27 protein-coding genes and 2 pseudogenes are annotated in these 25,339 nt (G+C 63.3%); 17 read left to right on the top strand and 12 right to left on the bottom strand.

Annotated elements, in window-relative coordinates:
• The first annotated feature begins 189 nt into the window (after positions 1–189).
• Both Q1A36_RS19025 and Q1A36_RS19030 read left to right on the top strand, forming a co-directional pair.
• Entirely contained in the window at positions 190–417 is a 228-nt protein-coding gene (locus Q1A36_RS19025) for an AbrB/MazE/SpoVT family DNA-binding domain-containing protein (protein WP_299847369.1), read from the top strand.
• Positions 407–805 (top strand): PIN domain-containing protein, encoded by a 399-nt coding sequence (locus Q1A36_RS19030; RefSeq protein WP_299847371.1) that lies wholly within the window; start codon positions 407–409, stop codon positions 803–805. The genes Q1A36_RS19025 and Q1A36_RS19030 overlap by 11 nt, the downstream gene beginning before the upstream one ends.
• A gap of 14 nt (positions 806–819) precedes the next feature.
• On the opposite strand, the pseudogene Q1A36_RS19035 reads toward Q1A36_RS19030, so the two are convergent.
• The 7 genes and pseudogenes from Q1A36_RS19035 to Q1A36_RS19065 form a co-directional block, all read right to left on the bottom strand.
• Positions 820–1,075: pseudogene (locus tag Q1A36_RS19035) on the bottom strand (transposase); the annotation flags it as partial.
• Positions 1,073–1,407 (bottom strand): annotated as a pseudogene (locus Q1A36_RS19040) (IS3 family transposase); the annotation flags it as partial. The pseudogenes Q1A36_RS19035 and Q1A36_RS19040, both read right to left, overlap by 3 nt.
• A 75-nt stretch (positions 1,408–1,482) precedes the next feature.
• Complete coding sequence (kduD, locus tag Q1A36_RS19045) at positions 1,483–2,226, bottom strand: 2-dehydro-3-deoxy-D-gluconate 5-dehydrogenase KduD (protein ID WP_299847373.1); 744 nt, start codon at positions 2,224–2,226, stop codon at positions 1,483–1,485.
• Positions 2,226–3,050 carry a 5-dehydro-4-deoxy-D-glucuronate isomerase gene (gene kduI, locus Q1A36_RS19050; RefSeq protein ID WP_299847374.1) on the bottom strand — a complete coding sequence of 275 codons (825 nt, stop codon included), beginning with the start codon at positions 3,048–3,050 and terminating at the stop codon, positions 2,226–2,228. The genes kduD and kduI overlap by 1 nt, the downstream gene beginning before the upstream one ends.
• 78 nt (positions 3,051–3,128) lie before the next feature.
• Positions 3,129–4,556 carry a sulfatase-like hydrolase/transferase gene (locus Q1A36_RS19055; protein WP_299847376.1) on the bottom strand — a complete coding sequence of 476 codons (1,428 nt, stop codon included), beginning with the start codon at positions 4,554–4,556 and terminating at the stop codon, positions 3,129–3,131.
• Positions 4,553–5,599, bottom strand: a complete 1,047-nt coding sequence (locus Q1A36_RS19060; protein ID WP_299847378.1) for a LacI family DNA-binding transcriptional regulator — start codon at positions 5,597–5,599, stop codon at positions 4,553–4,555. Before Q1A36_RS19060 ends, Q1A36_RS19055 begins: the two co-directional genes overlap by 4 nt.
• A gap of 49 nt (positions 5,600–5,648) precedes the next feature.
• Entirely contained in the window at positions 5,649–6,833 is a 1,185-nt protein-coding gene (locus tag Q1A36_RS19065; protein ID WP_299847380.1) for a glycoside hydrolase family 88 protein, read from the bottom strand.
• A gap of 160 nt (positions 6,834–6,993) precedes the next feature.
• Between Q1A36_RS19065 and Q1A36_RS19070 the strand changes: the two genes are divergently transcribed.
• The 5 genes from Q1A36_RS19070 to Q1A36_RS19090 all read left to right on the top strand — a co-directional run bounded on the left by Q1A36_RS19070 (position 6,994) and on the right by Q1A36_RS19090 (position 12,570).
• The gene (locus tag Q1A36_RS19070; RefSeq protein WP_299847382.1) at positions 6,994–7,917 is read left to right on the top strand and encodes a sugar ABC transporter permease; all 924 of its coding nucleotides are present in this window, start codon (positions 6,994–6,996) and stop codon (positions 7,915–7,917) included.
• Complete coding sequence (locus Q1A36_RS19075) at positions 7,910–8,788, top strand: carbohydrate ABC transporter permease (protein ID WP_299847384.1); 879 nt, start codon at positions 7,910–7,912, stop codon at positions 8,786–8,788. Before Q1A36_RS19070 ends, Q1A36_RS19075 begins: the two co-directional genes overlap by 8 nt.
• Positions 8,789–8,818: 30 nt before the next feature.
• Positions 8,819–9,892 carry a sn-glycerol-3-phosphate ABC transporter ATP-binding protein UgpC gene (gene ugpC / locus Q1A36_RS19080; protein WP_299847386.1) on the top strand — a complete coding sequence of 358 codons (1,074 nt, stop codon included), beginning with the start codon at positions 8,819–8,821 and terminating at the stop codon, positions 9,890–9,892.
• Between the two features lie 25 nt (positions 9,893–9,917).
• The gene (locus Q1A36_RS19085) at positions 9,918–11,201 is read left to right on the top strand and encodes an ABC transporter substrate-binding protein (RefSeq protein ID WP_299847388.1); all 1,284 of its coding nucleotides are present in this window, start codon (positions 9,918–9,920) and stop codon (positions 11,199–11,201) included.
• An 85-nt stretch (positions 11,202–11,286) separates the two neighbouring features.
• The gene (locus tag Q1A36_RS19090) at positions 11,287–12,570 is read left to right on the top strand and encodes an extracellular solute-binding protein (protein ID WP_299847390.1); all 1,284 of its coding nucleotides are present in this window, start codon (positions 11,287–11,289) and stop codon (positions 12,568–12,570) included.
• A gap of 170 nt (positions 12,571–12,740) precedes the next feature.
• Here Q1A36_RS19090 and Q1A36_RS19095 read toward each other — a convergent pair whose 3' ends face one another.
• Positions 12,741–13,172, bottom strand: coding sequence for a helix-turn-helix domain-containing protein (locus Q1A36_RS19095; RefSeq protein ID WP_299847392.1), 432 nt, complete (start codon positions 13,170–13,172; stop codon positions 12,741–12,743).
• Positions 13,173–13,268: 96 nt separating this feature from the next.
• Between Q1A36_RS19095 and Q1A36_RS19100 the strand changes: the two genes are divergently transcribed.
• From Q1A36_RS19100 to Q1A36_RS19120, 5 genes are read left to right on the top strand one after another with little or no spacing between them, the layout of a single operon-like run.
• Complete coding sequence (locus tag Q1A36_RS19100) at positions 13,269–15,551, top strand: heavy metal translocating P-type ATPase (RefSeq protein WP_299847394.1); 2,283 nt, start codon at positions 13,269–13,271, stop codon at positions 15,549–15,551.
• A gap of 2 nt (positions 15,552–15,553) precedes the next feature.
• On the top strand, positions 15,554–16,177 hold the full coding sequence (locus tag Q1A36_RS19105) for an isoprenylcysteine carboxylmethyltransferase family protein (RefSeq protein WP_299847396.1): 624 nt from the start codon (positions 15,554–15,556) through the stop codon (positions 16,175–16,177).
• Positions 16,174–16,650: a signal peptidase II gene (lspA, locus tag Q1A36_RS19110; RefSeq protein WP_299847398.1), complete on the top strand. Its 477-nt coding sequence runs from the start codon at positions 16,174–16,176 to the stop codon at positions 16,648–16,650. The genes Q1A36_RS19105 and lspA overlap by 4 nt, the downstream gene beginning before the upstream one ends.
• A complete protein-coding gene (locus Q1A36_RS19115) occupies positions 16,643–17,074 on the top strand; it encodes a disulfide bond formation protein B (protein WP_299847400.1) in 432 nt (143 codons plus the stop codon). The genes lspA and Q1A36_RS19115 overlap by 8 nt, the downstream gene beginning before the upstream one ends.
• Positions 17,071–17,742, top strand: a complete 672-nt coding sequence (locus tag Q1A36_RS19120; RefSeq protein ID WP_299847402.1) for a thioredoxin domain-containing protein — start codon at positions 17,071–17,073, stop codon at positions 17,740–17,742. The genes Q1A36_RS19115 and Q1A36_RS19120 overlap by 4 nt, the downstream gene beginning before the upstream one ends.
• A 2-nt stretch (positions 17,743–17,744) precedes the next feature.
• Here the strand turns inward: Q1A36_RS19120 and mntR are convergent, their stop codons facing one another.
• Positions 17,745–18,191, bottom strand: coding sequence for a manganese-binding transcriptional regulator MntR (gene mntR, locus Q1A36_RS19125; RefSeq protein WP_299847404.1), 447 nt, complete (start codon positions 18,189–18,191; stop codon positions 17,745–17,747).
• 106 nt (positions 18,192–18,297) lie between these two features.
• On the opposite strand from mntR, the gene Q1A36_RS19130 reads away from it, so the two are divergent.
• The 5 genes from Q1A36_RS19130 to Q1A36_RS19150 all read left to right on the top strand — a co-directional run bounded on the left by Q1A36_RS19130 (position 18,298) and on the right by Q1A36_RS19150 (position 22,353).
• Positions 18,298–19,440 (top strand): multicopper oxidase domain-containing protein, encoded by a 1,143-nt coding sequence (locus Q1A36_RS19130; protein ID WP_299847405.1) that lies wholly within the window; start codon positions 18,298–18,300, stop codon positions 19,438–19,440.
• On the top strand, positions 19,437–20,618 hold the full coding sequence (locus Q1A36_RS19135; RefSeq protein ID WP_299847407.1) for a metal transporter: 1,182 nt from the start codon (positions 19,437–19,439) through the stop codon (positions 20,616–20,618). Before Q1A36_RS19130 ends, Q1A36_RS19135 begins: the two co-directional genes overlap by 4 nt.
• Positions 20,619–20,729: 111 nt before the next feature.
• Positions 20,730–21,305, top strand: a complete 576-nt coding sequence (locus Q1A36_RS19140; protein ID WP_299847409.1) for an SCO family protein — start codon at positions 20,730–20,732, stop codon at positions 21,303–21,305.
• Positions 21,306–21,334: 29 nt separating this feature from the next.
• Entirely contained in the window at positions 21,335–21,778 is a 444-nt protein-coding gene (locus Q1A36_RS19145) for a copper chaperone PCu(A)C (RefSeq protein ID WP_299847411.1), read from the top strand.
• The gene (locus tag Q1A36_RS19150) at positions 21,760–22,353 is read left to right on the top strand and encodes an SCO family protein (protein ID WP_299847413.1); all 594 of its coding nucleotides are present in this window, start codon (positions 21,760–21,762) and stop codon (positions 22,351–22,353) included. The genes Q1A36_RS19145 and Q1A36_RS19150 overlap by 19 nt, the downstream gene beginning before the upstream one ends.
• A gap of 150 nt (positions 22,354–22,503) precedes the next feature.
• Here Q1A36_RS19150 and Q1A36_RS19155 read toward each other — a convergent pair whose 3' ends face one another.
• From Q1A36_RS19155 to Q1A36_RS19165, 3 genes are all read right to left on the bottom strand, one after another.
• Positions 22,504–23,835, bottom strand: coding sequence for a HAMP domain-containing sensor histidine kinase (locus Q1A36_RS19155; RefSeq protein ID WP_299847415.1), 1,332 nt, complete (start codon positions 23,833–23,835; stop codon positions 22,504–22,506).
• Positions 23,832–24,503 (bottom strand): response regulator transcription factor, encoded by a 672-nt coding sequence (locus tag Q1A36_RS19160; RefSeq protein WP_299847417.1) that lies wholly within the window; start codon positions 24,501–24,503, stop codon positions 23,832–23,834. The genes Q1A36_RS19155 and Q1A36_RS19160 overlap by 4 nt, the downstream gene beginning before the upstream one ends.
• 69 nt (positions 24,504–24,572) lie before the next feature.
• On the bottom strand, positions 24,573–25,157 hold the full coding sequence (locus Q1A36_RS19165; protein ID WP_299847419.1) for a PepSY domain-containing protein: 585 nt from the start codon (positions 25,155–25,157) through the stop codon (positions 24,573–24,575).
• Positions 25,158–25,339 lie beyond the last annotated feature (182 nt).

Below are 25,339 nucleotides of genomic sequence, written 5' to 3' on the forward strand. Positions count from 1 at the left end.
ATCCTGATCAAGCAGGCCCGCGCCGAACATCACGGTGACAATCAGCGCCAGCTACACCACGCTATGGGACAGCATCCTACGCACCGTCGCGACTGGCCGCCTCAGAACAGTAGACGAAAGAGTCGATAATCTTGAGCGACCGCATCCTATGATATACAGTATGAACTATGTGTATCTATGGAGGCCAGCATGCATGTTGCCAAATGGGGAAATTCGTTGGCCGTTCGGCTTCCTGCGGAGCTCGTGCGCGAGCTTGGTCTGAAGGCGGGCGATGAAATCGAACTCCATCGGACAGAGGCCGGGCTTGGGGTCAGCCGACGTCCTTCTGCCGCAGATATACTTGCAAATTTGCAGAAGTTCCGCGGCTCCCTTCCGGCCTCGGACCGCCTGACGCGCGACCAGGCAAATGCCCGCTGACTTTTTCGACACGAATGTCATTCTCTACCTGCTCGACGACAGCCCAAGGGCAGACATCGCCGCAGGTCTTCTTGCCAGCACCGGGGTTGTCAGCGTTCAGGTCTTGAACGAGACGCTGGTCAATTGCATCAAGAAGGCTGGTATGTCCTGGCAGCAGGCTGGCGACTTTATCGCTGGCATCCGCCAGTTGTGCCAAGTGGTCGACCTGACGGCGGAGATCCATGATGTCGGGACGGCCCTCGGTGAGAGATACGGCCTTTCGGTCTACGATGCGATGATCGTTGCGGCCGCGCTTTTGAGCGGCTGCGACAGGCTCTACACCGAGGACATGCAGGACGGATTGCTTGTTGAAGGCAGGCTTCGGCTGGTCAATCCGTTCCGCGCCTAGGGTCAGGACTCTTTCTAGCGTCTCCCCCAGAACATGACGGTTGCGGTGTGGGCGACGGCGGAAGGGAAGACCTTGGGGTATCTGTCGTAGCGGGTGGCGATCCGGCGTCAGTCCTTCAGTCGCCCGAGCATGATCTCGATCCTGTTGCGGCGTTTGTAGCGGCGTTTGTCGTGCTTGATGGGCTTGCCGCCAAGCTTCCGGCCGGAATGCAGGTTTTATACCTTTGTCTTCCAACGCTTCTCTGAACAAGTCAGCATAGGCCCGTCAGGCCGGCGCGATCCGGACCCCCTTCGTCGCCTCGGCCGTATTGGCCAACTCGCGGCGCTGAGCCGACCGCGTCACGTTGATCCCAGAGCGTCCCTCAGCAGATCGGTCTGCATGCCCGGACCGGCAAACAAGCACTTCTGCCGTCGGCTCTCTTCCTCGAGGTCCCTCATCTGGCTCATCATGGATACGTCCAAGCCGTCATACTTCGCTGGTCACTTGCAGAATCTCGCGCTGCCGATCCCATGGTTGCGGTACAATTCGGGAACGGCAAACCGTCCCTCGCCTCGAGGCAGGACGCCCATGATCCGGGCCTCGGTGATGCAGCCTCTCATCATCGGAATCTTCTCGTTCATCCTGTCGGGAAAATTCGCCCTCCGCATCCCCTTGACCATAAGGAGAGTTCCCCATGCTCACCGCGCAAGCCAGCCGCCATCGACGTTCAGCACCGCGCCGGTGACATAGCGCGCGGCGGGCGAGCAGAGAAAGGCGGCGGTACCGCCGATATCCTCGGGGCGGCCCCAACGGCCCGCCGGGATGCGCTCCAGGATCTGGCGCGAGCGTTCGGGATCGGCGCGTAGCGCCTCGGTGTTGCTGGTGGAGATATAACCGGGCGCGATGGCATTGACGGTGATCCCGTGGGGTCCCCATTCATTCGCCAGCAGCTTGGTGATCCCCGCCACGCCATGTTTGCTGGCGGTATAGCCGGGCACGCGGATGCCGCCCTGGAAGCTCAGCAGCGAGGCGATGTTGACGATGGCGCCTTTCGCGCCTTGGGCGATCAGTTCGCGGCCGAAGCTTTGGCAGGTGAAGAAGACCGCCTTCAGATTGGTGTCGATGACGGCATCCCAATCGGCCTCGGAATGGGTGACCGCATCCTCGCGGCGGATGATGCCGGCATTGTTGACCAGCAGCGTGTAACCGGCCGCCGCGAACACATCCCGCGCCGCCATCGGATCGGCGAAATCCAGCACCAGATCATCGGCCTCGCCCCCCGTCGCGCGGATCGCAGCGATGGTGTCGGAGCTGGGCCGACGTCCCGCGCAAGTGACAGCCGCGCCTTGCCCGGCCAACGCCACAGCGATGGCCTGCCCGATGCCGGTATTGGCCCCCGTGACCAGTGCGCGTTGCCCCTCCAGCGAAAACAGCCCGGCCATCAGCGCAGATCCGCGGGCTGGATGAAATCCATGTCGGTGTAGTCGACATTGTCCCCGGCCATCGCCCAGATGAAGGTATAGGCGCCGATCCCGGCCCCCGAATGCACCGACCAGGGCGGCGAGATCGCGGCCTCTTCATTGCCGACGAACAGGTGCCGGGTCTCCTGCGGCTCGCCCATCAGGTGCAGCACGCGGGCTTCGGGGGCCATGCCCCAGTAGAGATAGGCCTCCATCCGCCGGTCATGGACATGGCTGGGGATGGTGTTCCAGACCGAGCCATCCTCGAGCGCGGTATAGCCCAGGATCAACTGGCAGCTTTCCATCACCTGCGGGTGGATGAACTGCTTGATGGTGCGCTTGTTCGAGGTTTCGGAGGCGCCGAGTTTCACTTCGACGCAGTCGGCCACGGTGATCAGGCGATTTGGCAGGGCGCGATGGGCCGGGGCCGAGGTGATATAGAACCGTCCCTCACCGGCGAAGGTGACGGGACCGCTGCCCATGCCCAGATAGAGCACATCGCCGGTGTTCATCGCATAGGTTTCGCCACCCGCCGAAACAGTGCCTGCCGCGCCGATATTCACGACGCCCATCTCGCGGCGGTCGAGGAAGTTCGGGGTTCTTGTCTCATCGACCCGGTCCAGCATCAATTCCCCGCCGGCCGGCACCGCGCCGCCGAGAACAAAGCGGTCGTAATGGGTATAGACCAGCCGGATATCTCCATCCGCGAACAGGCCTTGCGCCAGAAAGTTCCTGCGCAGGGTTCCGGTATCCATGCTCTTGGCATGGGCGGGATGAACGGCATGTCGGGTTTGAACGGAAAGCATCGTGGTCCTTTCGTCAGTGCAGGGCTGGTCTGGCCGGTGCGGCGGGTGCTGCATCGGTCGGGTGAATACGGGGGCGTTTTACGCGGCAGGTGCCGGGGCGTATGCAGCCAGGAAATCGTCAAGATCGGCCATCTGCAGTGGCAGGTGATCGCCGGTCTCGCGCATATGCGTCAGCAGCAGGGCTAACAGCGTGGCGGCAAGGTCTGGTCGGCTGGCGATCAGGTTGTGGTCTTCCAGCGGATCGGTGGTCAGGTCGTGCAGTTCAAAGAAGATCTCGTCCTTGAAGCAATCGACGATCAGCTTGTCGCGGCCCCGGATCACCGCGCGCGAGAAATTTCCAAGCGCGCCATTGCCGTCATATTGCACGAAGATCGGTTGTTCTTCGACCCGCTCGAGCAGATTGCGCCCGGGCAGGCCAACTGGAGGATCGATCCCCAGCGCCGCACACAGCGTCGGCAACACGTCGATATGGCTGACCGGCGTGCTGTTCACGCCCGTCTGCTGCCGATCCTTCGGCAGTTTCAGCACGACCGGCGTGCGGATCGCCTCTTCATACATGCACATCTTCTGGAACAGCCGGTGCGCCCCCAGCATCTCGCCATGATCTGTGGTGAACAGGATCACCGCATCATCATAAACTCCTTCGGATTTCAGCCGCGCGATGATTTCGCCCACGCAATGATCAAGCAGCTGGACCAGACCCGCATAGACGCGCCAAACCTCTTGCCAGTCCTCGCGGCTGTAGCGTGCGCCAATGAAGCCGGTCAGGTTATACAGTTGCAGCGGGCTTTGCCCCTCGCTCCAGCGGCCGACATTCGCAGGCATCTCGATCGCGTCGACGGCGGAATACCACGGATCGGGGATCTGGAACGGCGGATGCGGGGCCAGGAACATCGCGCTGAGAAACAGCGGCTTGTCGCGGTCGCGCTGGTCTATGGCCTCAAGCGTCGTGCGCAGGATATGGCCGTCGAAGAAGCTGTCGAAGCCAGGATCATAACGCCCGGTTGCCGGGGTCGAGCCGCTTCCCAACTGGCTGCGGTGCCCCGAAACCAGTTCGGGCAGGTCGGCGCGGAAATCGGGGCCGCCGGGCATGGGATCGCCGCGTTCGGCCAGGAAGGGCGCATAGGTATCTTCAAGCGTGACCCAATGGGTACTGCCTGTCGCGCGACGCTCCAGCGGCGGATCGAAATAGAGATGCTGCTTGCCGGTGTGCCAGCCGTCCCATTCCCCGGACAGAAGATCATAGAGGATCGGGGTGCCGTCCCTGACCACGCCATGCGCCCGGTCCGCCTCGACCCAGGGATTGATGAGACAGCCGGTCTCGTTGGGATAGCGCCCTGTGAAGAACGACGCCCGCGACGGCATGCACAAGGGCGAGGCGCAGTAGGTCCTGGGAAAGAACAGGCTGTCCGCGGCCAGCGCCATCACGTTGGGCATGTGTTCGGGCGAGATCAGGTCATGGCGCAACTGGTCGGCCATGATGACGACAAGATGCGGGCGGGTCATGGTTTGCCAGTCGTCCGCGGTGCAGCGATGGTGGCGCGGGTGATGACCTCGACCCCCATATTCATGCGCACAGTCCCGCGCGCGGGATTGGTAATCCGCGCCAGCAGCAATTGCGCGCCGGCGCGGCCAAGCTCGGCCCGGTCGATGCGCATGGTCGTCAGGGGAGGGCGCGAACTGCCCGCCAGGGTCACGTCGTCGATGCCGATGACCGAGAAGTCTTCGGGCAGAGCGAAGCCGAGCGATTGCAGTCCCTGCATGACACCGAAGGCGACCATGTCCGAACTGCAGAAAAAGCCCGTCACATCCGCCAGCCGCCCGGCCCGATGCGCGGCAATGATGGCGGCGCGCGATTCGGTTTCCGCAAATCCGGCCTCGCCAAGATCCAGCACTTGGCCGGCAGGGTCCAGCCCCGCTTCGGTCATCGCCGTTGCAAAGCCTTCCATGCGACGCTGCATGGTCAAGCGGTGGGGCCGGGTGACATGCAGGATGTTGCGATGGCCCGCGTTCAGCAGTTGTTGGGTCGCCATCCAGCCGGCCGACCAGTTGTCGGGCAGCACGCAATCGAGCCGCATGGTGCGGTCCATGCCGTTGATCAGCACAGCCGGCACACCGGCATCGGCGATGCGACCGACCAGCCGGGTGTCGTCAAGGCCGATGGCGATGATGGCGCCGCCCTCGGGATCGGCAAGGATGTCGTCGATCTCGGCCTGACTGCCCTCGGCTGATGGCGTGAACAGCCGCACCTCGACCGACAGGCCGCCGACCGCGCATTCCTCGAGAACGCCCTTGATGATGTCCTCGTAGAACAGCGAATCGGAGTAATAGGCCGCCGGGATCACCAGTGTTGCAGAACTGATCCCCGCGCGCTGGAAAGCCTTGGTGGCCCGTGCCTGATAGCCGAGCCGGTCTGCGGCAGCCATGACGCGCTGCCGGTTCTCTTCGCTGACGCCGCCGCGATTGTTCAGGACTTTCGAGGCGGCGGCGAGGGAAACCCCGGCAGCATCGGCGATATCGCGCAAGGTCGTGGTCGAGCTGTCAGACATCGGGTTCCTCGGTCGTTCGGTCACAGTGATAGCCGGTGGGCAACGGGGCTCACCAGAAGAATTGTGTATGGCCAAGCGAGCGCATCAGCGCCTCCATGAAGTAGTAATCGCCATAGGGAAGCATGTTGTCGGCAAAGCCCGAGCCGACATGCGCCGCGCCGTGGGCCAGCATCCCGAGCGCCTGTGGGTCGCCGGTCAGATCGCAGCTGTCCAGCAGCCCGCCCAGCAGCCGGTCGCCGAAATCGCGCCAGTGACTGGCCTCGGCCGGAATCTGTTGCGCCAGAAGATAGGCACCCGCCGCCATCACCGCTCCGGCTGAACTGTCGCGCGGCACGTTGGCGCCCGGTGCGTCGAAATCCCACGCCGGAACCGCGTCACTGCCCATCAGCGCCTCGGCCTTGGCGGCCAGACGCCGCGCGGCCCGCAGATAGACCGGATTGCCGGTCACGGCGGCGCTTTGGGCATAGCCGTGGATCAACCAGGCCTGTCCGCGCGACCAGCAGGAGCCGTCGGCGAAGCCCTGATGGGTCTCTCCGCGCAATGCCGCACCCGTCACCGGATCGAAGAGGAAAGTGTGAAAGCTGGTGTCATCGGCACGGACCAGATGGGCCAGCGCAGTTTCGGCATGGCCATCGGCGGCAATGCGGAAATCGGCGCGGCCGGTCTCGCCATATGCCCAATAGAGCAGCGCGAGGTTCTGCAGCGTATCGGCGATGATCCGGCCTGCCGCGTGATGCGGGTCGACCCGACCATGCGGCGCGACGGCGTTCCATGCCTGAAGATAGCGGCCCTCGGGCCGATAGCGGCTCAGCAGCAGTTCGGCGGCCTTCAGCGCCATTTCGCGCGGCTCCTCGGCGCCGGTCATCAGCCAGTCGGCGACACATCCGAGCGAGAACTGGAAGCCAAGATCGTGGTCCTGTGCCTGCCGGTTCGCCAGGATCGCCCGAAAGACCGGGCGGCGGGCCTGCGCGGCATTCCGAAAGACCGGATCGCCGGTCAACTGCAGCGCCAGCCACAATTGCCCGGCCTGAAAGCTGACGACCCAGTCGAAGGGCGCACAATAGATCCAGTGATTCGCCGCGGTGCCGATCTTGGGATTGCGCAGGCCGATCACAGGCATGGTCATGCGCAGTTTTTCCACGCAGCGCTCGATGGCCTGCTGATGGCGGGCGGCGTTGCGGGTAAGAAAGGCGGGATCGGCGGCGGCGAAATAACTATTGGCCTCGATGTTCATCAGCGTCCTCCTGGGCTGAGTGAACTTTCGGATAAATAGAAACTTTCGTCAACAATGAAAATTTCAGTTGACGGAGAAATTTCTTTCCGTCATCATTTGGTCATGGCGTATCGGCCCGCGCTGCCAATCCATGGGTCGATCACCGAAGGGAGGCTAAGCAATGTCTGTCAACGAGGCCCCGCTATATCGCGCGCCGCTGTGGCTGCGCTTCAAGGGCCAGCTCGCTGGTTACGGTTTCCTGTCGCCCTGGCTGATCGGGCTTTTCGCCCTGACCCTGGGGCCGGCGGTGTCATCGCTGTATCTGTCGATGACCGATTATTCGCTGATGTCCTCGCCGCGATGGGTCGGTGCCGACAACTATGTCCGCATCGCCAGCGACGATCCGCGCTTCCGCGCCGCGATGAACGTCACCTTCACCTATGTGCTGCTGTCCGTGCCGTTGAAGCTGATCTTCGCCCTGGCCATCGCGGTCTTGCTGAACAAGGGGCTGAAGGGCCTCAACTGGTTCCGGGCCATCTTCTACCTGCCCTCGCTGATCGGCGGCTCGGTCGCCATCGCGGTGCTGTGGCGGCAGGTCTTTGCCAGCGACGGCATCATCAATCAGGTGCTGATGGCCGTCTTCAACTACGAGGGCCCCAGTTGGATCGCCAATCCGAACACGGCGATCTACACGCTGGTGGCGCTGGCGGTCTGGCAGTTCGGATCCTCGATGATCATCTTCCTCGCCGGCCTGCGCCAGATCCCCACGGACATGTACGAGGCCGCCAGCATCGATGGCGCCAGCCGTGCCCGCCAGTTCTTCAAGATCACCCTGCCGCTTCTGACGCCGGTGATTTTCTTCAATGCCGTCATCCTGACCATCGACGCGTTCAAGGCCTTCACGCCGGCCTTCGTCATCAGCGACGGTTCGGGCGGCCCGATCGACTCGACGCTGTTCTACACGCTCTACCTCTATCAGGAGGCGTTCACGAATTTCCGCTTCGGCTATGCCTCGGCGCTGGCCTGGGTGCTGGTGGCGATCATCGCGGGCTTCACCGCGCTGGCTTTCCTCTCCGCAAAATATTGGGTGCATTACGATGACTGATGCCGCTGCAGCCCTGTCGCCGATGGAGGCTGCCCAGCAGCCGAAAGGCCTGACCCGCGCCTTCGCCTATGCCGCTTTGTTGGCGATGAGCTTCGTGATGCTTTATCCGCTGCTCTGGATGATCTCGAGTTCCTTCAAGCCCGAGAACGAGATCTTCTCGACAGGCTCGCTGATCCCCGAAACCTTCACCGCCGACGCCTACCGTCGCGGCTGGAACGGGCTCAGCGTCAGCTTCGGCTGGATGTTCCTGAACTCGGCAGTGATCTCGGTGCTGGCGGTGGTGGGCAACCTGATGTCCTGCTCGATGGCCGCCTATGCATTCACCCGGTTGCAGTTCAAGGGCCGCAAGTTCTGGTTCGCGCTGATGCTGGGTACGATGATGCTGCCGCAACATGCGGTGCTAATCCCGCAATATCTGATGTTTCTGAACTTTGGCTGGGTGAACACGATCCTGCCGCTGGTGGTGCCGAAATTCCTCGCCATCGACGCCTTCTTCATCTTCCTGATGGTGCAGTTCTTCCGTGGCATCCCGCGCGAGTTGGACGAGGCCGCGCTGATGGACGGAGCCGGGCCGCTGCGGATCTTCTTCAGGATCATCCTGCCGCTGTCCATGCCGGTCCTCGCCACCGCCGCCGTCTTTTCCTTCATCTGGACCTGGGACGATTTCTTCGCACCGCTGATCTATCTGAACGATATCGAGAAATACACTGCCCAGCTTGGCCTGCGCACCTTTGTCGACGCCACCGCCCAATCCGACTGGGGCGCCCTGCTGGCGATGTCCACCCTGACCGTGCTGCCGATCTTCGTCCTCTTCGTGATGTTCCAGCGCCTGCTGATCGAAGGCGTCGCCACCACCGGCATGAAGCGCTGATCGCGCCTGACCCAGAAAGCGAGTTTCAAGATGACCTCTCTGACCTTGACCGACATTCGGAAAAGCTATGGCACCGTCGACGTAATCCACGGTGTTGATCTCAGGATCGAACCGGGCGAGCTGGTGGTCTTTGTCGGCCCCTCGGGTTGCGGCAAATCCACACTGCTGCGCATGATCGCCGGGCTGGAGCCGATCAGCGGCGGCGAATTGCGCATCGGCGGCCAGCGGATGAACGAACGCCCGGCATCGGAACGTGGCATTGCCATGGTGTTCCAATCCTATGCGCTTTACCCGCATATGTCGGTGCGCAAGAACATGTCCTTCGGGCTGGAAACCGCTCGGATGCCCCGCGCCGAGATCGACCAGCGCGTTCAGAAGGCTGCCGAGATCCTGCAGATCGTGCCGCTTCTGGATCGCAAGCCGAAGCAGCTTTCCGGCGGACAGCGCCAGCGCGTCGCAATCGGTCGTGCCATCGTCCGCGACCCGCAGGTCTTCCTGTTCGACGAGCCGTTGTCGAACCTAGATGCCGAACTGCGCGTCCAGACCCGCGTCGAAATCGCCAAGCTGCATGCCGATATCGGCGCGACGATGATCTATGTCACCCATGACCAGGTCGAGGCGATGACGCTGGCCGATCGCATCGTGGTGCTGCGCGGCGGGCGGATCGAGCAGGCGGGGACGCCGCTCGAGATCTACAACCGGCCGGCGAACCGCTTCGTCGCGGGCTTCATCGGCTCGCCGAAGATGAATTTCCTCGAAACGTCGATCTCGCGCCGGATCGGCAGCGATGTGGCGCTGGATCTGGCCGGCACGCAACTGGTGCTGAGGAACGGCGATGCGGCGGCGCTTGGCGTGCGCCCCGAACATCTGAAGGTCGGCGCCGATCGTGGCACCTCGCTTGGCCAGATGACCGTCACCCATGTCGAACAACTGGGCGGCCAGACCATCGTCCATGGCCGCTTTCCTGACCAGCAGCCGATCGTCGCCACGCTGGAGGGGCAGAATTCCGTCGAAGCCGGCGACCTGCTGCCGCTCAGCGCCGATCTGGCGCAATGCCATGTCTTCGATGCCGAGGGCCGCCGCGCGGCGGCCTTGGCCGCCTGATCGCAGGTCTTGGGAGGGACCAGCCATGCTTGATCGCCGCACCTTCATCCGCAACGGCCTCGCCCTTGGCGCGGCCAGCGCAACCGCCTCGCTGTCCGGGCTGCCGGCCTGGGCACAAGATACTGACATGCGTCTATTCTGGTTCGGCTCGCCCGCCCGCGCCGAACGCACCCTGGCCGTTGCCGAACTGTTCGAACGCGCAAACCCCGGCGTGACCATCCTGGGCGAGGTCGGCGGCAATGATTACTGGTCCAAGCTGACGACCATGCTGGCCGGGGGCAATGCGCCCGACATCTTCCAGCTTGTCCCCAGCCGTTACGCCGACTACGCGGGCCGCGGCGCCATGCTGCCACTGGACGAGTATCTGGGCAGCGTGATCCGCACAGACCGGATGATGCCCGATGTGATGAAGCTGGGACGGGTGAACGGGATCACCTCGGGCGTGCCGTTGTCGATCAATGCTTTCGCGCTGCTTTACGACACCGTCGCCTTCGAAAGCGCGGGTCTGACGCCGCCGGATCGCAATACCACTTGGGACGATTTCGCCGCGCTTTGCATCGAGATGACGAAGGCCATCGACAAGCCGAATGTCTGGGCGATCGGCAATGCCGCGCGCTACAGCTATGCGCTCGAGGCGTTTCTGGTCCAGCGCGGCAAGCGGCTTTATGGCGAGGATGGCCGAATCGGTTTCGACGCGACCGACGCGACGGACTGGTATGGCTACTGGGACAGTCTGGCGAAGAGCGGCGGCTGCGTCTCGGCCGAGGTGCAGGCGTTGGACAAGATCCAGATCGATTCCAATCCGCTCAGCACCGGCCACGCGGTCATGGCCATCGCCTTTTCCAACATGCTGGTCGGCTACCAGGCGCTGCAGCAGAACTCGATCGGGCTGACCGTGCTGCCGGTGGCCGAGCGAGGCGGGCCATCGGGGCTGTTCTACAAGGCGGGCCAGCAATTCGGTGTCGCCAGCACTGCCGAAGACCCCGAACTGGCCGCGCGGTTCCTGGATTTCTTCCTGAACGATATCGAGGCCGGAAAGGCCCTTGGCCTTGAACGCGGCGTGCCGATCAATCTGGACGTTCGCGCAGCGGTGAAACCCAGGCTGAACGAGGTCGAGGCCCGGTCCTACGACTATATCGACTCCATTGCCGATATCTCGGGCGATTACCCGCCGCAGGTGCCGGTCGGCGCCGCGGAACTGGAAGAGCGCGTCTATCGCACCATCGCCGACCAACTGGCATTCGGGCAGATCACCCCCGCCGAGGCCGGACAGTCGCTGGTCGATCAGGCAAACGCCATCCTCGGCTAGGCCCTGCTTTTCGACTTCTCTGATCAAGCTCCGTCCGGCACCATCCGGACGGGCCGGACCAACCATGCAACAAGGGATGAGATCCATGCTGAACCGTCGCAATTTCCTGAACCTTGGCCTCGGCGCTGCCGCAGCTACTGCCATGACCCCTTTTCTCGGTCGCGCTGCCCTCGCCGCCGAACAGGACATGCGCCTGTTCTGGTTCGGCTCGCCCGGCCGGGCCGAGCGCACCATGGCGGTGGCAAAGCTGTTCGAGGCCGCCAATCCCGGCATGACCATTCTGGGCGAGGTCGGCGGCAATGATTACTGGTCCAAGCTGACCACGATGCTGGCTGGCGGCAATGCGCCCGACATCTTCCAACTCGAACCGGGCCGCTTCGCCGATTATGCCGGGCGCGACACCATGTTGCCGCTGGACGATTATCTGGGCAGCACCATCCGCACCGACCGATTGCAGGCGGATTCGCTGAAGCTTGGCACGGTGAACGGCAAGGTCGCGGGCATGCCGCTTTCGACCAACGCCTTCGCGCTGCTCTATGACACCGAGGCATTCAAGAGCGCGGGCCTGACTCCGCCGGATCGCAACACCACCTGGGACGATTTCGCGACGCTTTGCATCGAGATGACCAAGGCCATCGACAAGCCGAATGTCTGGGCGATGGGCAATGCCGCACGCTACAGCTATGCGTTCGAGCCCTTCCTGCTGCAGCGGGGCAGGAAGCTGTATCTGGAGAACGGTCAGATCGGCTTTGACGCCACGGACGCCGCCGACTGGTATGGCTATTGGGAAAGCCTGGCCGCGAATGGCGGCTGTGTGTCTGCCGACGTGCAGGCACAAGACAAGCTGCAGATCGATTCCAACCCGATGAGCACCGGCAACGCCGTCATGGCGATTGCATTTTCCAACATGATCGTCGGCTACCAGGCGTTGCAACAGAACCCCGTTGGCATCACCACCCTGCCGGTGGCGGAAGCCGGTGGAGCCTCGGGGCTGTTCTACCGCGCGGGCCTGCATTTCGGCATTGCCAAGAATGCGGCAGATCCCGAGATGGCGGCGCGCTTCCTTGATTTCTTCATCAATGACAGGGAGGCCGGCAAGATCCTTGGCGTCGAACGCGGCGTGCCGCTGAATCTTGACGTTCGGGCCGAGATCGCACCCTCGCTGGACGAGGTGCAAACCCTTTCGGCCGACTATGTCGAGGGCATCAAGGATATCGTCGGCGCCTTCCCGGCGCAGGTTCCGGTGGGTGCCTCGGAACTGGAGGCGCGCGTCTACCGCACCATCGCCGACCAGGTTGCCTTTGGCCAGATGACCCCCGCCGAGGCCGGTCAGGCGCTGGTCGATCAGGCCAACGCGATCCTGGGCTAGGGTCCTCCCAGACAGCAAGACCCGCGCCTGGGGCAGATGCCTGATCTGGCGCGGGTTGATCGAATTGGGCTGCCCCTGGTTGCGTACGCGGCTGCTGCCAACTGACCGCTCGTCATCAAAGGTTGCGTGGCAGGCACCTGCCAAGCTAAAAGTTGAGCTTGATGCCGCTGTCACAGAATATAAGCTTCTCTGTGTTCATGCGCACACAGGGCATGATCACCCAGAACCTCGATCACGCGGCAGTCTGAAATCGTGCCGCAGGCGCATTGCTCGAGCATCCGCTCCAGTTCCGCCTCCAATGCACGCAGTCGGGTGATCCGTGCCCTTGTGGCGACAAGCTGCGATTTGGCGATGGCATCGGCCGCGGCGCAGGACTGGTCAGGACGGTCCGACAGGCTGAGAAGATCGCGGATCGCGTCCAGCGGGAATCCCAACTCGCGCGCATGGCGGACAAAGGCGAGCCGATCCAACGCGGCTCTCGGATAAAGCCGCTGATTGCCGGTGCTGCGGACGGGTTCAGGCAGGAGGCCGATCTGCTCGTAATATCGGATTGTCGGCACCTTCACGCCAGCCGCATTTCCCAGTTTACCAATGGTCAGCATCGAAACCCTCTTGACCCTCTAGTTGCTAGAGACATTAGGTTGCCGATTCGATGGTGGCAAGCCCTGCGCGGGCCCACCCAAAAGAAGGGGGCCGCAATGGCACAGGATGATCTGAAGGCAGGCGATACCTGCGAATGGACGATTTCCGGCATGGACTGTGGGTCCTGTGCCAACAAGATCAAGGATGCGGTGGGGCGCCTTCCGGGGGTTAGCGATGTCAGCGTGACCCTGATGTCGGAAAAGCTGCGACTGACGCTAAGGGACGACAAGACCGGGCGCGACCGGATCGAGGCGGTAGTGAAGTCGCTTGGTTATGGCATTGCGCCGCGCGGCAGCGCGGCAGCGAAGAAAGGCTTTGTCCTGCCCGATGCGGCGGAAAAGGTGCATGACCACGATCATGGACACGGGCACAGCGAAGACGACGGCCATGATCATCAACTGACGACCGAAAGCCCGGATGAGGGCCATGGCAGTGCCGGTCATGTTCATGACGACCCCGCCGAGCGGGGCAAACGCTGGTATCAGACCGGCAAGGGCAAGCTGGTGATCTTTACCGCGCTGCTGCTGGGCGCTGCTTGGGCGGTCGAGTTCCTGTTCCCCGGTCCGGTCGGCTATTGGGCCTTTGTCGCCGCTTGCGTCATCGGAGTTGCGCCGGTTGCGCGCCGGGCCTTCGCCGCAGCGCGGATGGGGCAAGTCTTCACCATTGAAAGCCTGATGACCATCGCCGCCATCGGCGCGCTGTTCATCGGTGCCGCCGAGGAGGCCGCGCTGGTCGTGTTCCTGTTCGCCGTGGGCGAGGTGCTGGAAGGCGTTGCGGCCAACAAGGCGCGCGATGGCATCCGGGCGTTGGCCAATCTTGTGCCAAAGACCGCCATGCTGGTCGAGGGCGACCAGACCCGCGAGGTCGCTGCCGAGACCCTGACCGTCGGTCAGATCGTGCTGGCGCGGCCCGGCGACCGAATCCCTGCGGATGGTGAAATTGTCGATGGCACCTCTGGTGTCGATGACAGCCCGGTGACGGGCGAAAGCGTTCCTGTGACCAAGGGGCCGGGCGCTGCCGTCTATGCAGGATCGATCAATACCGAGGCGGCGCTGCGCATCCGCGTGACCAAGGCCGCCGAGGACAACACCATTTCCCGGATCATCCGGCTGGTCGAAGAGGCCGAGGAGGCCCGCGCACCCACCGAGCGCTTCATCGACCGCTTCAGCCGCTGGTATATGCCGCTGATCGTCATGCTGTCGGTGCTGGTGATCGTGGTGCCGCCGCTGACGACAGGTGCGCCGTGGGAGACATGGATCTATCGCGGCCTGACACTGCTTCTGATCGGTTGCCCCTGCGCGCTGGTGATCTCGGTCCCGGCCTCGATTGCCTCGGCGCTGTCGTCCGGGGCCAAGCGCGGACTGTTGATGAAGGGCGGCGCGGTGATCGAGGCGGCTGCCAAGGCGCATGCGGTCGCCTTTGACAAGACCGGGACGCTGACCCATGGCCGCCCGCAGGTAACTGATGTCGTGCCGACTGGCGATGCGCCAGAGGCCGAGGTGGTCCGCCTTGCCGCCGCCGTCGAATCCGGGTCCAGCCATCCGCTGGCCCTGGCGATCCTGAAGCGGGCTGACGGAATGGCGTTGCCGGCCGCGACCGAGGCCAAGGCGATCATGGGCAAAGGCGTTGCGGCGACCGTCGAGGGGCGTGCGCTGACCGTGTCCAGCCCGCGCTACGCTGCCGAACAAGGGGCCTTGCAGGGCGAGTGGATCCGCCGCGCCTCCGCGCTGGAGGAGGAAGGCAAGACCGTCGCCGTCCTGTTCGAGGGCGTGTCGGCGCTTGGCCTCATCGCCATGCGTGACGAACCGCGCGCCGACGCGGTCGAGGCCGTCAGGCAATTGCGCGCCATGGACATCACGCCGACCATCCTGACCGGCGACAACCCCCGCACGGCGGCGGCCATTGCCGACAGCCTTGGCACCGAGTTCCGTGCCGAGATGCTGCCCGAGGACAAGCTGAACGTGATCCGCGAAATGGCCGCGGCAGGTGGCGTGATGATGGTCGGCGACGGCATCAACGATGCACCTGCGCTGAAACAGGCGAGCGTCGGCGTGGCGATGGGATCGGGCACCGATGTGGCACTGGAAACCGCCGATGCGGCGATCCTGCGCGACCGTGTTACGGATATCCCGACCACGATCCGTCTTGCCCGCGCCACCATGGCCAATATCCGCCAGAATGTGACCATCGCGCTGGGTCTGAAAGCGGTGTTCCTGGTGACGACGGTTCTGGGAATCACCGGTCTCTGGCTGGCGATCCTCGCCGATACCGGGGCCACGGTTCTGGTAACGCTGAACGCGCTGCGCCTTCTGGCCTATGACCCGGAAAAAGGCGCCTGATGATGCTGCATGCCTTCGGTTGGGCAGCGCTGATTATTCTTGGCGCCTATCTTTGCCTTTTCTTCTGGGGGGGCAAATTCGCCGCACGAGCGGCCGGGCGCCGTATCTGGCTCATCAGCAGCGCCACCGGCTCTGACCGCTGGGCGGCCAACGGGTTTCGCGCCGCCTTCGCCCTGTCCTTCGCCGGGCCTTTGCTGTGGCTCGTCGTACCTGTTTTACACAAGGCAGATCCGCTCTGGACGGAAGGACGTTTGCCATTCCTGGGGCTTGTTGGGGCCATTCTGGCAGCCGTCGGGGCGATGCTCGCCTTTGCGGCACAGATGTCGATGGGCGCATCCTGGCGGGTAGGGGTGCGGCAAGGTGAAACCGGGGCGCTCGTTCAAGGCGGACTGTTCCGGTACAGCCGCAACCCGACCTTTCTGGGGCAGCTGATCCTGCTGTCGGGTGTTGCCCTTGCCGTCCCGGCTTCACCGACCATTGCCGGAATCGTGCTTTTCTTCTGGTCCGCCTCCCTTCAAATCCGATCGGAGGAGGCTGTCCTTTCGGCAAGTAACGAAGCCGAATATCGGGCCTTCCGCAGCGCCGTGCCCCGCTGGATCGGATTTTCGCGCGGAGGCAGGGCATGAGACGCTGGCACATTCCACTGATCGGGCTACTGGCCCTTGCTCTGGATCAAATCACCAAAGCGGCAGCTCTTGTCGCGTTGACCCAAGGGGTGCCGTTGGCGATCCTTCCGGGCTTCAACCTAAGTCTTGGGTTCAACACCGGGGCAAGTTTCGGGATGCTGTCGGGGATGATGCGGGACACGCCTCTGGCGATGGCGGCGTTGACCGGCGCCATCACCCTTGGCCTCGCCGTGTTGGCGCTGCGGGTGCGCACCCCGTGGGAAGCCGCCGGTTTCGCGCTGGTGATTGGCGGGAGCCTCGGGAACGTCGTTGATCGCCTGCGCCGTGGGGCGGTCACGGATTTTCTTGACGTCTACTGGCGGGACTGGCACTGGCCCGCCTTCAATATGGCAGATGTGGCAATCTCGATCGGGGCTGCCATGATCGTGATCACCGCTCTGCCCGCTTTCCGAAAGAGATATGGCGATGCCTGACACCCTCGATACGCGCGCCCAAACGGCGTTGCTGCTGGCCTTCCTGATCGCCCTGGCCGCGACGCTTGGCGCGCTGTTCATCGGCGAGGTTCTGGGCCGGATGCCCTGTACCTTATGCTGGTATCAGCGCATCGCCATGTTCCCGCTGGTCGTGATCCTGGGCATCGCTGCCCTGCGCGATGATCCGAGCGCAAGGTTTCCGGCGGTCATTCTGTCGCTGGCGGGCCTTGCGGTCGCCATCTGGCATTCGGGCCTTTATGCCGGGATCATTCCGCAGGCGATTGCGCCCTGTACCAAGGATGGCCCGTCTTGCACCGATGCCGCCGCGCAGACCGTGTTGGGCCTGCCGCTACCCTATCTGTCGCTTCTGGCCTTCGCGGCCATTCTTGCTTGTCTGTCTCAACTGAAAGGAAACCGCGCATGAACCGCCGGACCCTTATGATTGGCGCTTCGGCGTTTGGTATTGCCGCCTTTGCGGGCGGCGCCGTCTATGTAAACCGTCAGCGCACAGCCGAGGCAGAGGCCGCCGCCGCCACAGCCGCCGCAGCGCCAGCCACCGATGAAACCCTGCTGATCCGCCCCCATTCACCGATCCTTGGCCCGGCCGATGCCCCCGTCACCCTGGTCGAGTTCTTTGACCCGTCCTGCGAGGCCTGTCGTGCCTTCCATCCGGTGGTCGAGGCCCTGCGCGAGGAATTCCCGACCGAATTGCGCGTCGTGCTGCGCTATACCCCGTTCCACCAGGGGTCTGACGAGGCTGTCCGCATTCTTGAAACAGCCCGGATGCAGGGCAAGTTCGAGCATGTGATGAATGCCCTGTTCGAGAAGCAAGAGGAATGGGCGCTGCATGACGGGCCGGATATGGACAAGGCCTGGCGCGTCGCCGGGGCCACGGGAATGGATATCGCCAAGGGCAAGTCTGACCGGCTGTTGCCTGACATCACCGCCGTCCTGAACCAGGACGTTGCCGATCTTGAGGCGCTTGGGGTTCAGCAAACCCCGACCTTCTATCTGCAGGGCCGCAAGCTGGTGAATGTCAGCTTTGAAAGCCTGCAGGCCGATATCCGCGCGGCAGTGTCGGCCGCAGCCTGACCTCAGTCGCCGTCGGCGAAGGTGCGGAACAGATCGAGCGTCCGCTCACTGACGTGATGCTCGATCCCTTCGGCGTCTTTCTCGGCGGTTTCAGGGTCCAGCCCGAGACGCACCAGAAAACGCACCACGATCTCGTGCCGACGCAGGCAAGCCTCGGCCAGCGTCGCGCCCTCGGGCGTCAGAAATACCGATCGGTACTTGGCCCGCGCCACCAGCCCTTCGCGCGCCAGCCGGTTCAGCACCTTGGCAACTGTTGGCGGCGTGACACCCATCCGCGCGGCAATGTCGACCGGACGCGCCTCGCCGAACTGCGCGATCAGTTCGGCGATCAGCTCGACATAGTCCTCGGCCAGTTCATTGCGATGCGCCTCGCGTACGGCATGAAAGCTTTCCGCCCGCATCTCGGCAGGACGCGGTTCGCTGTCTTCGTTCGGTGTGGTTTCCGTCATCGGACCTCCTGCTCATCACTGTTGACATGAAAACCATCGGCATGACAAGTTAGCCACGGCTAATATAATGAGCCATGGCTTTTAACGGCGCGTGGAGTTCCTTTGCATGAGCGACGATCCCGACCTTGGTAATCCCGGCAGGCGTGCCCTGCTGGTCGGCGGACTTGTCGCGGCGGGCGGGGCGGTGGCGCTGGCCAGAACGGCATCCTCGCAATCTGCACCGGGGACGGATCCGATGGCAGGCCATGACATGGCCGCAATGCAGGCCGATCCCTATGCCGCACCGATGCCTGGCATGGCGCATGGCAATATGATGACGGTGGGCCGCGTCGATCACGCCAGGAACGGCTTCGACCCGGCGCCGATGCTGACCGACTGGTACCTGGGCACGACCGAAACTCTGCCCGATGGCCGCACCCTGCGCACGTTCGAGGTTTCTGCAATCGACCGCGAGATCGAGATCGCCCCGGGCATCTTCTTTCCCGCCTGGACCTTCAACGACCGCGTGCCCGGCCCGGCCCTGCGTGCCAAGGAAGGAGAGCGCCTGCGGATCATCTTCAGCAACAACGGCTCGCATCCGCATTCGATGCATTTCCACGGCATCCATTCCGCCCGGATGGATGGCGTGCCCGGTGCCGGGCTGATCGGTCCGGGCGAAGAATTCGTCTATGAATTCGACGCCAAGCCCTTTGGTTGCCACCTGTATCATTGCCACGCGCTGCCGCTGAAACGGCACATGCACAAGGGTATGTACGGTCTGTTCGTCATCGACCCCGACCCGGCGCGCCATCCCGACCATGCGACCGTCGCGGCCTCGCGCCTTCTCGGCACACCCGAGAATGCCGAATGGCAGGAACTGGCGATGGTGATGAACGCATTTGACACCAATTTCGACGGCGCGAACGAAGTGTATGCCGTCAACACCATCGCCCATGCCTATATGAACGAACCCATCCGCATCGACAAAACCCGGCCCGTCCGGGTCTATCTGGTGAACGTGACCGAGTTCGACCCGATCAACTCGTTCCACCTGCATGCCAATTTCTTCAACTATTTCGACACCGGCACGACGCTGACGCCGACCCTGCAGACCGTGGACCTGATCATGCAATGCCAGGCGCAGCGCGGCATTCTGGAGTTCAGCTTCGCCGATCATGAGGACGGAATGTACATGTTCCACGCGCATCAGTCGGAATTCACCGAGCTGGGCTGGGTCGGGCATTTCGATGTGCGGGGGCCGGGCGCATGAGTGTGGATGCCCGACCCACCCGCTCGCCCCTGTCGCGGTTTTTACTGGTGCTGATTCCGCTGGCGCTGATGCTGGGGGCGTTCGTCTGGATCGCCGCGCTGGACCCCTTGCGCGGCTTCAACAATTCCGCCCCGCCGGTCGAGGCATTGACGGTAGAGCGCACTATCCTGGACGAAACCGGCATCCGGCTGCTGGTTCGCGCGGGCGGTTCCGAACCGATGGTGATCGCGCAAGTCATGGTCGACGACGCCTTCTGGACCTTTGCACAAGATCCCGCCGGGCCGATCGCGCGCGGAGATACCGCCTGGCTGCGCATCCCCTATCCCTGGGTTCTGGGCGAGGCGCATCTGATCAACATGCTGTCGAATACCGGCATGACCTTCGAACACGAGATCGCGGTTGCCTTGCCAACCCCGCAAGCGACCGCCGGCCAGTTGCGTCAACAGGCGCTGGTCGGGGCCATTGTCGGGCTGTTGCCTGTCGCGCTTGGGCTGATGTTCTTTCCTGCCATGCGCGGCGTCGGGCGGTCGGGGATGAACTTCTTGATGGCGCTGACAGTGGGCCTGCTGGTGTTCCTGCTGATCGACATGACCAGCGAGGCGCTGGAACTTGCCGCCGCATCTGCGGCGCTGTTCCAAGGCTCGGCCATGGTCTGGTTGGCGGCACTGGCAAGTTTCCTGCTGCTGATGGCCATCGGGCGGTGGCGTGGCGCCCCGGTGGGACTGGCGTTGGCCTTTTACATCGCGCTTGGCATCGGTATTCACAACTTTGGCGAAGGACTGGCCATCGGCGCGGCCTTCGCCGCCGGGTCGGCGGGTCTTGGCACCTTCCTGGTCCTTGGCTTTGCGCTGCACAACGTGACCGAGGGCATCGGCATCGCCGCACCGATGCTGAAGATCAGGCCGCCACTTTGGGCCTTCGCGGCGCTTGTGCTGCTGGCCGGGGGACCAGCGATCCTCGGGATGTGGATGGGCAGTCTGGCCTATGCGCCGCAATGGACCGCGCTGGCGCTGGCCATCGGGGCTGGGGCGATCCTGCAGGTCATCGTCGAGGTGACATCCTATCTGATGCGCCAGAACCCGGATCGCCAGGCGGCACTGTTTTCGCCTGCCGTGGTGGCCGGATTTCTGGGCGGCATTGCCTTCATGTATGCGACGGCGGCACTCATCAAGATCTGAGCTCCGCCGCTTCGCCCCGACCACACCGTTCTGTGACTTGTATCTCAAGTGGCTGGAGGTTTTAGAAGTGCGGAAAACGGGACAGGGCGAAAGATGATACGGCTATCGGTATTGCAAAAGGTTCTCTGGGGGGCGGTCGTTCTGGCGGCTGCCGGATCGGTGTTCATCTATCAGCGGCAGCCTGTCCAGCAGATCGAGACGGTCGAAGCCTTTCGGCCTGAATTCGCACTGGCCGATGCCGACGGCCAGATCCGGCAAAGCGCAGAATTTCGCGGGCGCCATTCGCTGGTCTTCTTCGGCTTCACCAATTGCCCCGATGTCTGCCCGACCACTCTGTCAGAGGTGGCGCAGGTCATGGACGAACTTGGCCCTGACGCCGCGAAAGTGCAGCCGGTTTTCATCTCGGTCGACCCCGAACGCGACCGTCAGATGGGCCTGAATGAATTCACCACGGCATTCCACCCGTCGATCCTTGGTCTGGCCGGGGACGCTGCTTCGACAAGGGCCGCTGCCGACAGCTTCAAGATCTTCTTCGAGCGCGAGGATGACACAGCCGCGCCTGACGGCTACTCCATGTCGCACAGCCCCGCGCTTTACCTGATCGGACCTGAGGGCGACTGGCTTCGCCAATACACCTATGGAACCCCGGCCAGCGAAATTCTTGCCGATCTGAAATCGAGGCTCTGATGCGCAATATCCTTCTTGGCGGACTTGCCATGGTTCTTTTTGCTGGCGCGGCTCAGGCCTGCGAAACCGTCACGCTTGGCGACCTGAGCGTCGATCATGCGTGGTCGCGCGCCACCATCGGCGAAAGCCGGCCGGCGGTGTTCTATGTCGCAATCACCAATGCGGGCACGCAGGACGATGCGCTGACCGGCATCAGCACACCCGCAGCCGCGATGCCGATGCTGCACGAAACCGTGGTCGCGGACGGCGTGGCCTCGATGCCCCATGCCATGAGCGTGCCGGTCCCGGCCGGACAGACCACCGAACTGGCCCCCGGCGGCTATCATGGCATGTTGATGCAACTGACCTCGGCGCTGAAAGAGGGCGACAGCTTCCCCGTCACCCTGATCTTCGAGAAGGCCGGCGAGGTGACGGTTAACGTCGAGGTTCTGTCTTTGCGTGCCGAGGGTCCGACATGCGACGACGCCAGCTGATCCTGTCCGTTGCCGGCGTCACAGCGGCCGCAGCGGGCACGCTGGCGCTTGGCGCGTGGCGCAGCAATCGAGACCAGCCGGTCAGCGGGTTGCCCCTGCCGCTAACCGCCATGACCTGGCGGCTGACCGATCATCGCGGCACGAGGGTGACGCCGGCGGACTGGATCGGTCGCCCGGCCATGGTGTTCTTTGGCTTCACCTCCTGTCCCGATGTCTGTCCGACCACGCTGATCGATATCTCGGGCTGGCTCGAGGCATTGGGTAAGGATGCAGACCGACTGACGGTTGCCCTGATCACCGTCGATCCCGAGCGGGACACGCCCGAGGCGCTTGCAGATTATCTTGCGTATTTCGATCCGCGCATCGCCGGATATACCGGCAGCACCGGTGACATCGCGCTGATCGCCGCCGAATTTCGCGCCCGCTATGAAAAGATCGCGCAGGACGATGACTACACCATGAACCACACCGCCGGGGTCTTTCTGTTCGATCCGGACGGGCGTTTCGCCAACATCATCGATTTCCACGAGGACCGACGCTTCGCTGTCCCCAAGATCAGGCGCATCCTGATCTGACGGCCAATGCTGCCCGATCCGGCAGCAGATTGCCCTGGCGCTGTTCGGCGCAAAGGTGCCGGCCTTCCAAAGAATTTTGTCACTATACCGGGATGCCAAGATTTGCCGTGATGGCCAGAATATCTTGTGAAATTCCCGGATCGGAAAGGGTCAAGTCGTGGGAAGCGTTATCACGACACGTAGACCCGGCGCGTTTTCCTGCAGGTCAAGCTTTCCGCCGTGCAGCTTTACGACAGCTTCGACCAGGCTAAGACCAAGGCCGCTGCCGGGAGTGCTGCGGCTGCGATCAAGACGGTAAAGGCGCCTCAGGACCTTGTCCCGCTCATCCGGGGGTATGCCGGGTCCGGTATCGGCGACGGTCAGACGCGGGCCGTCGACGGTCAGCAAGACCGCGCTGCCCGGGGGCGTGTGGCGCAGGGCGTTCTCGATCAGGTTCGCGATCACTTGCCCCAGCAGGGCGCGGTCGCCCAGGACAGCGGACCTACTGAGGACAACCACGCTCAGGCGGTGGCTGCCTTCTTCGGCGGCAGGTTCATAGAGCTCGGCCATCGTCGTGACCAATGCGGACAGATCGACAGGCTGGAAGCGGGCACGTGGGCTGCCGCCCTCGATCTGAGCAATGCTGAGCAAGGACTGGAAGGTCGAGACGATCCCCGCCACCTCGGCCTCGGCGCGGTCCAGTGCCTGCGATGCTACACCCTCCGGCAGTTCGTCGCGTGTCTGCGCCAGTTGGACGGCCAGACGCTGGATCGGCGTTTTCAGGTCATGTGCGATATCGGCTGAAACCTGTCGCAGCGCCTCGGTCGATGATTGCTGTGCCTCGGCCAGCCGATCGATACCAATCCCCACGCGCGACAGGTCGTCTGCAGGTCCCGGCAGGTCAGGCAGGCGCGCCGATAAATCGCCCCCGCGCAGTCGATCCAACGTTGCTTCGATCGCGCCAAGCCGTCGTGCGGCGCGTCGTGCGCTGAGCAAGCCAGCCGCGAGGACCAGAAGAACTGTCGGTAGCAAAGTGAAGGACAAAACCTGCCCAAAGACCTCGCGCAGCTCGTCAAAGGCATCTGCGGATTCGCCAACGGTCAGTTGCCCGCCCGGCACATCGCGGCTCTTGAGAATATAGCGGTCGCTCAAATGATCGGCCGGATCGTCGGGATCAAATTCACGCAGACCCTCGCCCGGCAAGGCACCATCATAGTTGCCGACAATACCATGTGTGCCGTCATAGCGCAGGATCAGGTTTTCAGGATCAGTCTTATTCGAGATTGCGGCGACCGCATCCGCAATGCCCTTCGGATCGCCCGAGGCCGAAAGTTCATCCAGTTCGACATCAAGTGTGTCTTCGGCAGCGTCAAGAAGGGTCTTGTTGGCCAGCCACCAGGTCGCGGCAAAGGTCAGCAGGCTGATCACAAGAAACAGCGCGACCAGCCGCAGCGTCAATCGCATCGGCGTCGAGCGCAGGATATCGCGCCAGTCGGCCGTCATGCTTCAATCCGGTATCCCGCGCCACGCACGGTCTTTATCAGTTCTGTGGCAAAGGGCTTGTCCACTTTGCCGCGCAGGCGCGAAACGTGGCTTTCAACAACATTGGTCTGCGGATCAAAGCTTAGCTCCCACACGGCTTCCAGCAGCATGGTGCGGGTCTGAACCCGCCCCTTGCGGCGCAGCAAGCATTCCAGAAGCGCGAATTCGCGCGGCAACAGGTCAATCTCGACACCGCCGCGCGTGACCCTGCGCCGGATCAGATCCATCCTAAGATCACCCGCTGACAATATGGCCTCGTCGTCACGCATCTGCGGGCGGCGTGCCAGCGCGGCCAGTCGGGCGGACAGTTCGCCAAATGCGAAAGGCTTGACCAGATAATCGTCGCCACCCGCGTTCAGGCCCTCGATCCGGTCATCGACACCGCCCAGCGCAGTCAGGAACAAAGCGGGCGTCAGGTTTTTTGCGGCGCGCAAGGTGCGAACCAGTGACAGACCGTCCAGGTCGGGCAGCATACGGTCGACCACCAAGACGTCAAAATCGTTGGTCTGGGCCATCAGCAGGCCCTCGCGACCGTTGCGGGACAGGTCGACCACATGGCCCTCTTCGCGCAATCCGTTGGCGATATAATCCCCAGTCGTGCGGTCATCCTCGATCACCAGAATGCGCATCTGTCCCTCATCTTGCCACTAGGCCGGCCCCAGGGCAGGGGCCGGCGTTCTGCAGGTGGCCAGGTTGGTTTAGCCGGCGTCTTGGCCGTCCTCGTCATCTTCGCCGTCGTCGTCCGCCTGCGGCGTCATCTTGCCGTCGGCGGCCATCGCGAATTCTTGCGTCGTGCCGTCGGGATTGGCAAGTTCGACCTCGATCATGCCCGCCTGTCCGCTTTCATGCTCGGCACTGATCGACATCACCTTGCCGCCGCCACTCTGCTCGGCCTTGGCAACCAGCTCTGCCAGAGGTGCTCCAAGCTGCGCGGGGTCAACGATGTCGTCATCATCGGCTTTGGCGACGTCGCCTTCATCCGAGGTCTTGATCACCTTGCCGGTGCTGGCATCAATCTCGACCGAGACCTGCTTGCCATTCGCGATGGTATCAACTTCGTAGTAGCCGCTGCCCGTGTTCTCATCGAACTCGGCGGCGACGGCCTTGCCACCGCTGGCGGTTTCGGCAGCGTTGATCGCGGCGGTGATATCCTGCGAGGCGCCCAGAAATGCCTGGACCTCGGCCTGATCGTTGCCGTTGCCACTTGCGAAAGCGGTGCCACCGGCCAGGGCGGCGGCGGAAACCGCGCCAGCGGTCAGAAGAGTAACCAGTTTGCGTTTCATTGTCGTCTTTCCTTTCGGTTTGTCGGCCGGCGTGATTGCCTTTCGATGACCTCAAGCTAGGGATGCCGGGTGACTGAAAAATCGCTTGCGGATTACTTGTGCGTAATGTTCCGCTTGTTGCCGCGATCCAGACAAAGGCGCCCCGCCGAACGGGTCGGCGGGGCGAAGTCACTCGGGTGTTT

This window comes from uncultured Paracoccus sp., from assembly GCF_947487305.1.
Lineage (GTDB): Bacteria > Pseudomonadota > Alphaproteobacteria > Rhodobacterales > Rhodobacteraceae > Paracoccus.

Bases quoted from the DNA above. Each gene is read 5' to 3' on its own strand.
- Q1A36_RS19025 (WP_299847369.1), top strand. From the start codon at position 190: ATGCATGTTGCCAAATGGGGAAATTCGTTGGCCGTTCGGCTTCCTGCG.
- Q1A36_RS19030 (WP_299847371.1), top strand. From the start codon at position 407: ATGCCCGCTGACTTTTTCGACACGAATGTCATTCTCTACCTGCTCGAC.
- kduD (WP_299847373.1), bottom strand. From the start codon at position 2,226: ATGGCCGGGCTGTTTTCGCTGGAGGGGCAACGCGCACTGGTCACGGGG.
- kduI (WP_299847374.1), bottom strand. From the start codon at position 3,050: ATGCTTTCCGTTCAAACCCGACATGCCGTTCATCCCGCCCATGCCAAG.
- Q1A36_RS19055 (WP_299847376.1), bottom strand. From the start codon at position 4,556: ATGACCCGCCCGCATCTTGTCGTCATCATGGCCGACCAGTTGCGCCAT.
- Q1A36_RS19060 (WP_299847378.1), bottom strand. From the start codon at position 5,599: ATGTCTGACAGCTCGACCACGACCTTGCGCGATATCGCCGATGCTGCC.
- Q1A36_RS19065 (WP_299847380.1), bottom strand. From the start codon at position 6,833: ATGAACATCGAGGCCAATAGTTATTTCGCCGCCGCCGATCCCGCCTTT.
- Q1A36_RS19070 (WP_299847382.1), top strand. From the start codon at position 6,994: ATGTCTGTCAACGAGGCCCCGCTATATCGCGCGCCGCTGTGGCTGCGC.
- Q1A36_RS19075 (WP_299847384.1), top strand. From the start codon at position 7,910: ATGACTGATGCCGCTGCAGCCCTGTCGCCGATGGAGGCTGCCCAGCAG.
- ugpC (WP_299847386.1), top strand. From the start codon at position 8,819: ATGACCTCTCTGACCTTGACCGACATTCGGAAAAGCTATGGCACCGTC.
- Q1A36_RS19085 (WP_299847388.1), top strand. From the start codon at position 9,918: ATGCTTGATCGCCGCACCTTCATCCGCAACGGCCTCGCCCTTGGCGCG.
- Q1A36_RS19090 (WP_299847390.1), top strand. From the start codon at position 11,287: ATGCTGAACCGTCGCAATTTCCTGAACCTTGGCCTCGGCGCTGCCGCA.
- Q1A36_RS19095 (WP_299847392.1), bottom strand. From the start codon at position 13,172: ATGCTGACCATTGGTAAACTGGGAAATGCGGCTGGCGTGAAGGTGCCG.
- Q1A36_RS19100 (WP_299847394.1), top strand. From the start codon at position 13,269: ATGGCACAGGATGATCTGAAGGCAGGCGATACCTGCGAATGGACGATT.
- Q1A36_RS19105 (WP_299847396.1), top strand. From the start codon at position 15,554: ATGCTGCATGCCTTCGGTTGGGCAGCGCTGATTATTCTTGGCGCCTAT.
- lspA (WP_299847398.1), top strand. From the start codon at position 16,174: ATGAGACGCTGGCACATTCCACTGATCGGGCTACTGGCCCTTGCTCTG.
- Q1A36_RS19115 (WP_299847400.1), top strand. From the start codon at position 16,643: ATGCCTGACACCCTCGATACGCGCGCCCAAACGGCGTTGCTGCTGGCC.
- Q1A36_RS19120 (WP_299847402.1), top strand. From the start codon at position 17,071: ATGAACCGCCGGACCCTTATGATTGGCGCTTCGGCGTTTGGTATTGCC.
- mntR (WP_299847404.1), bottom strand. From the start codon at position 18,191: ATGACGGAAACCACACCGAACGAAGACAGCGAACCGCGTCCTGCCGAG.
- Q1A36_RS19130 (WP_299847405.1), top strand. From the start codon at position 18,298: ATGAGCGACGATCCCGACCTTGGTAATCCCGGCAGGCGTGCCCTGCTG.
- Q1A36_RS19135 (WP_299847407.1), top strand. From the start codon at position 19,437: ATGAGTGTGGATGCCCGACCCACCCGCTCGCCCCTGTCGCGGTTTTTA.
- Q1A36_RS19145 (WP_299847411.1), top strand. From the start codon at position 21,335: ATGGTTCTTTTTGCTGGCGCGGCTCAGGCCTGCGAAACCGTCACGCTT.
- Q1A36_RS19150 (WP_299847413.1), top strand. From the start codon at position 21,760: ATGCGACGACGCCAGCTGATCCTGTCCGTTGCCGGCGTCACAGCGGCC.
- Q1A36_RS19155 (WP_299847415.1), bottom strand. From the start codon at position 23,835: ATGACGGCCGACTGGCGCGATATCCTGCGCTCGACGCCGATGCGATTG.
- Q1A36_RS19160 (WP_299847417.1), bottom strand. From the start codon at position 24,503: ATGCGCATTCTGGTGATCGAGGATGACCGCACGACTGGGGATTATATC.
- Q1A36_RS19165 (WP_299847419.1), bottom strand. From the start codon at position 25,157: ATGAAACGCAAACTGGTTACTCTTCTGACCGCTGGCGCGGTTTCCGCC.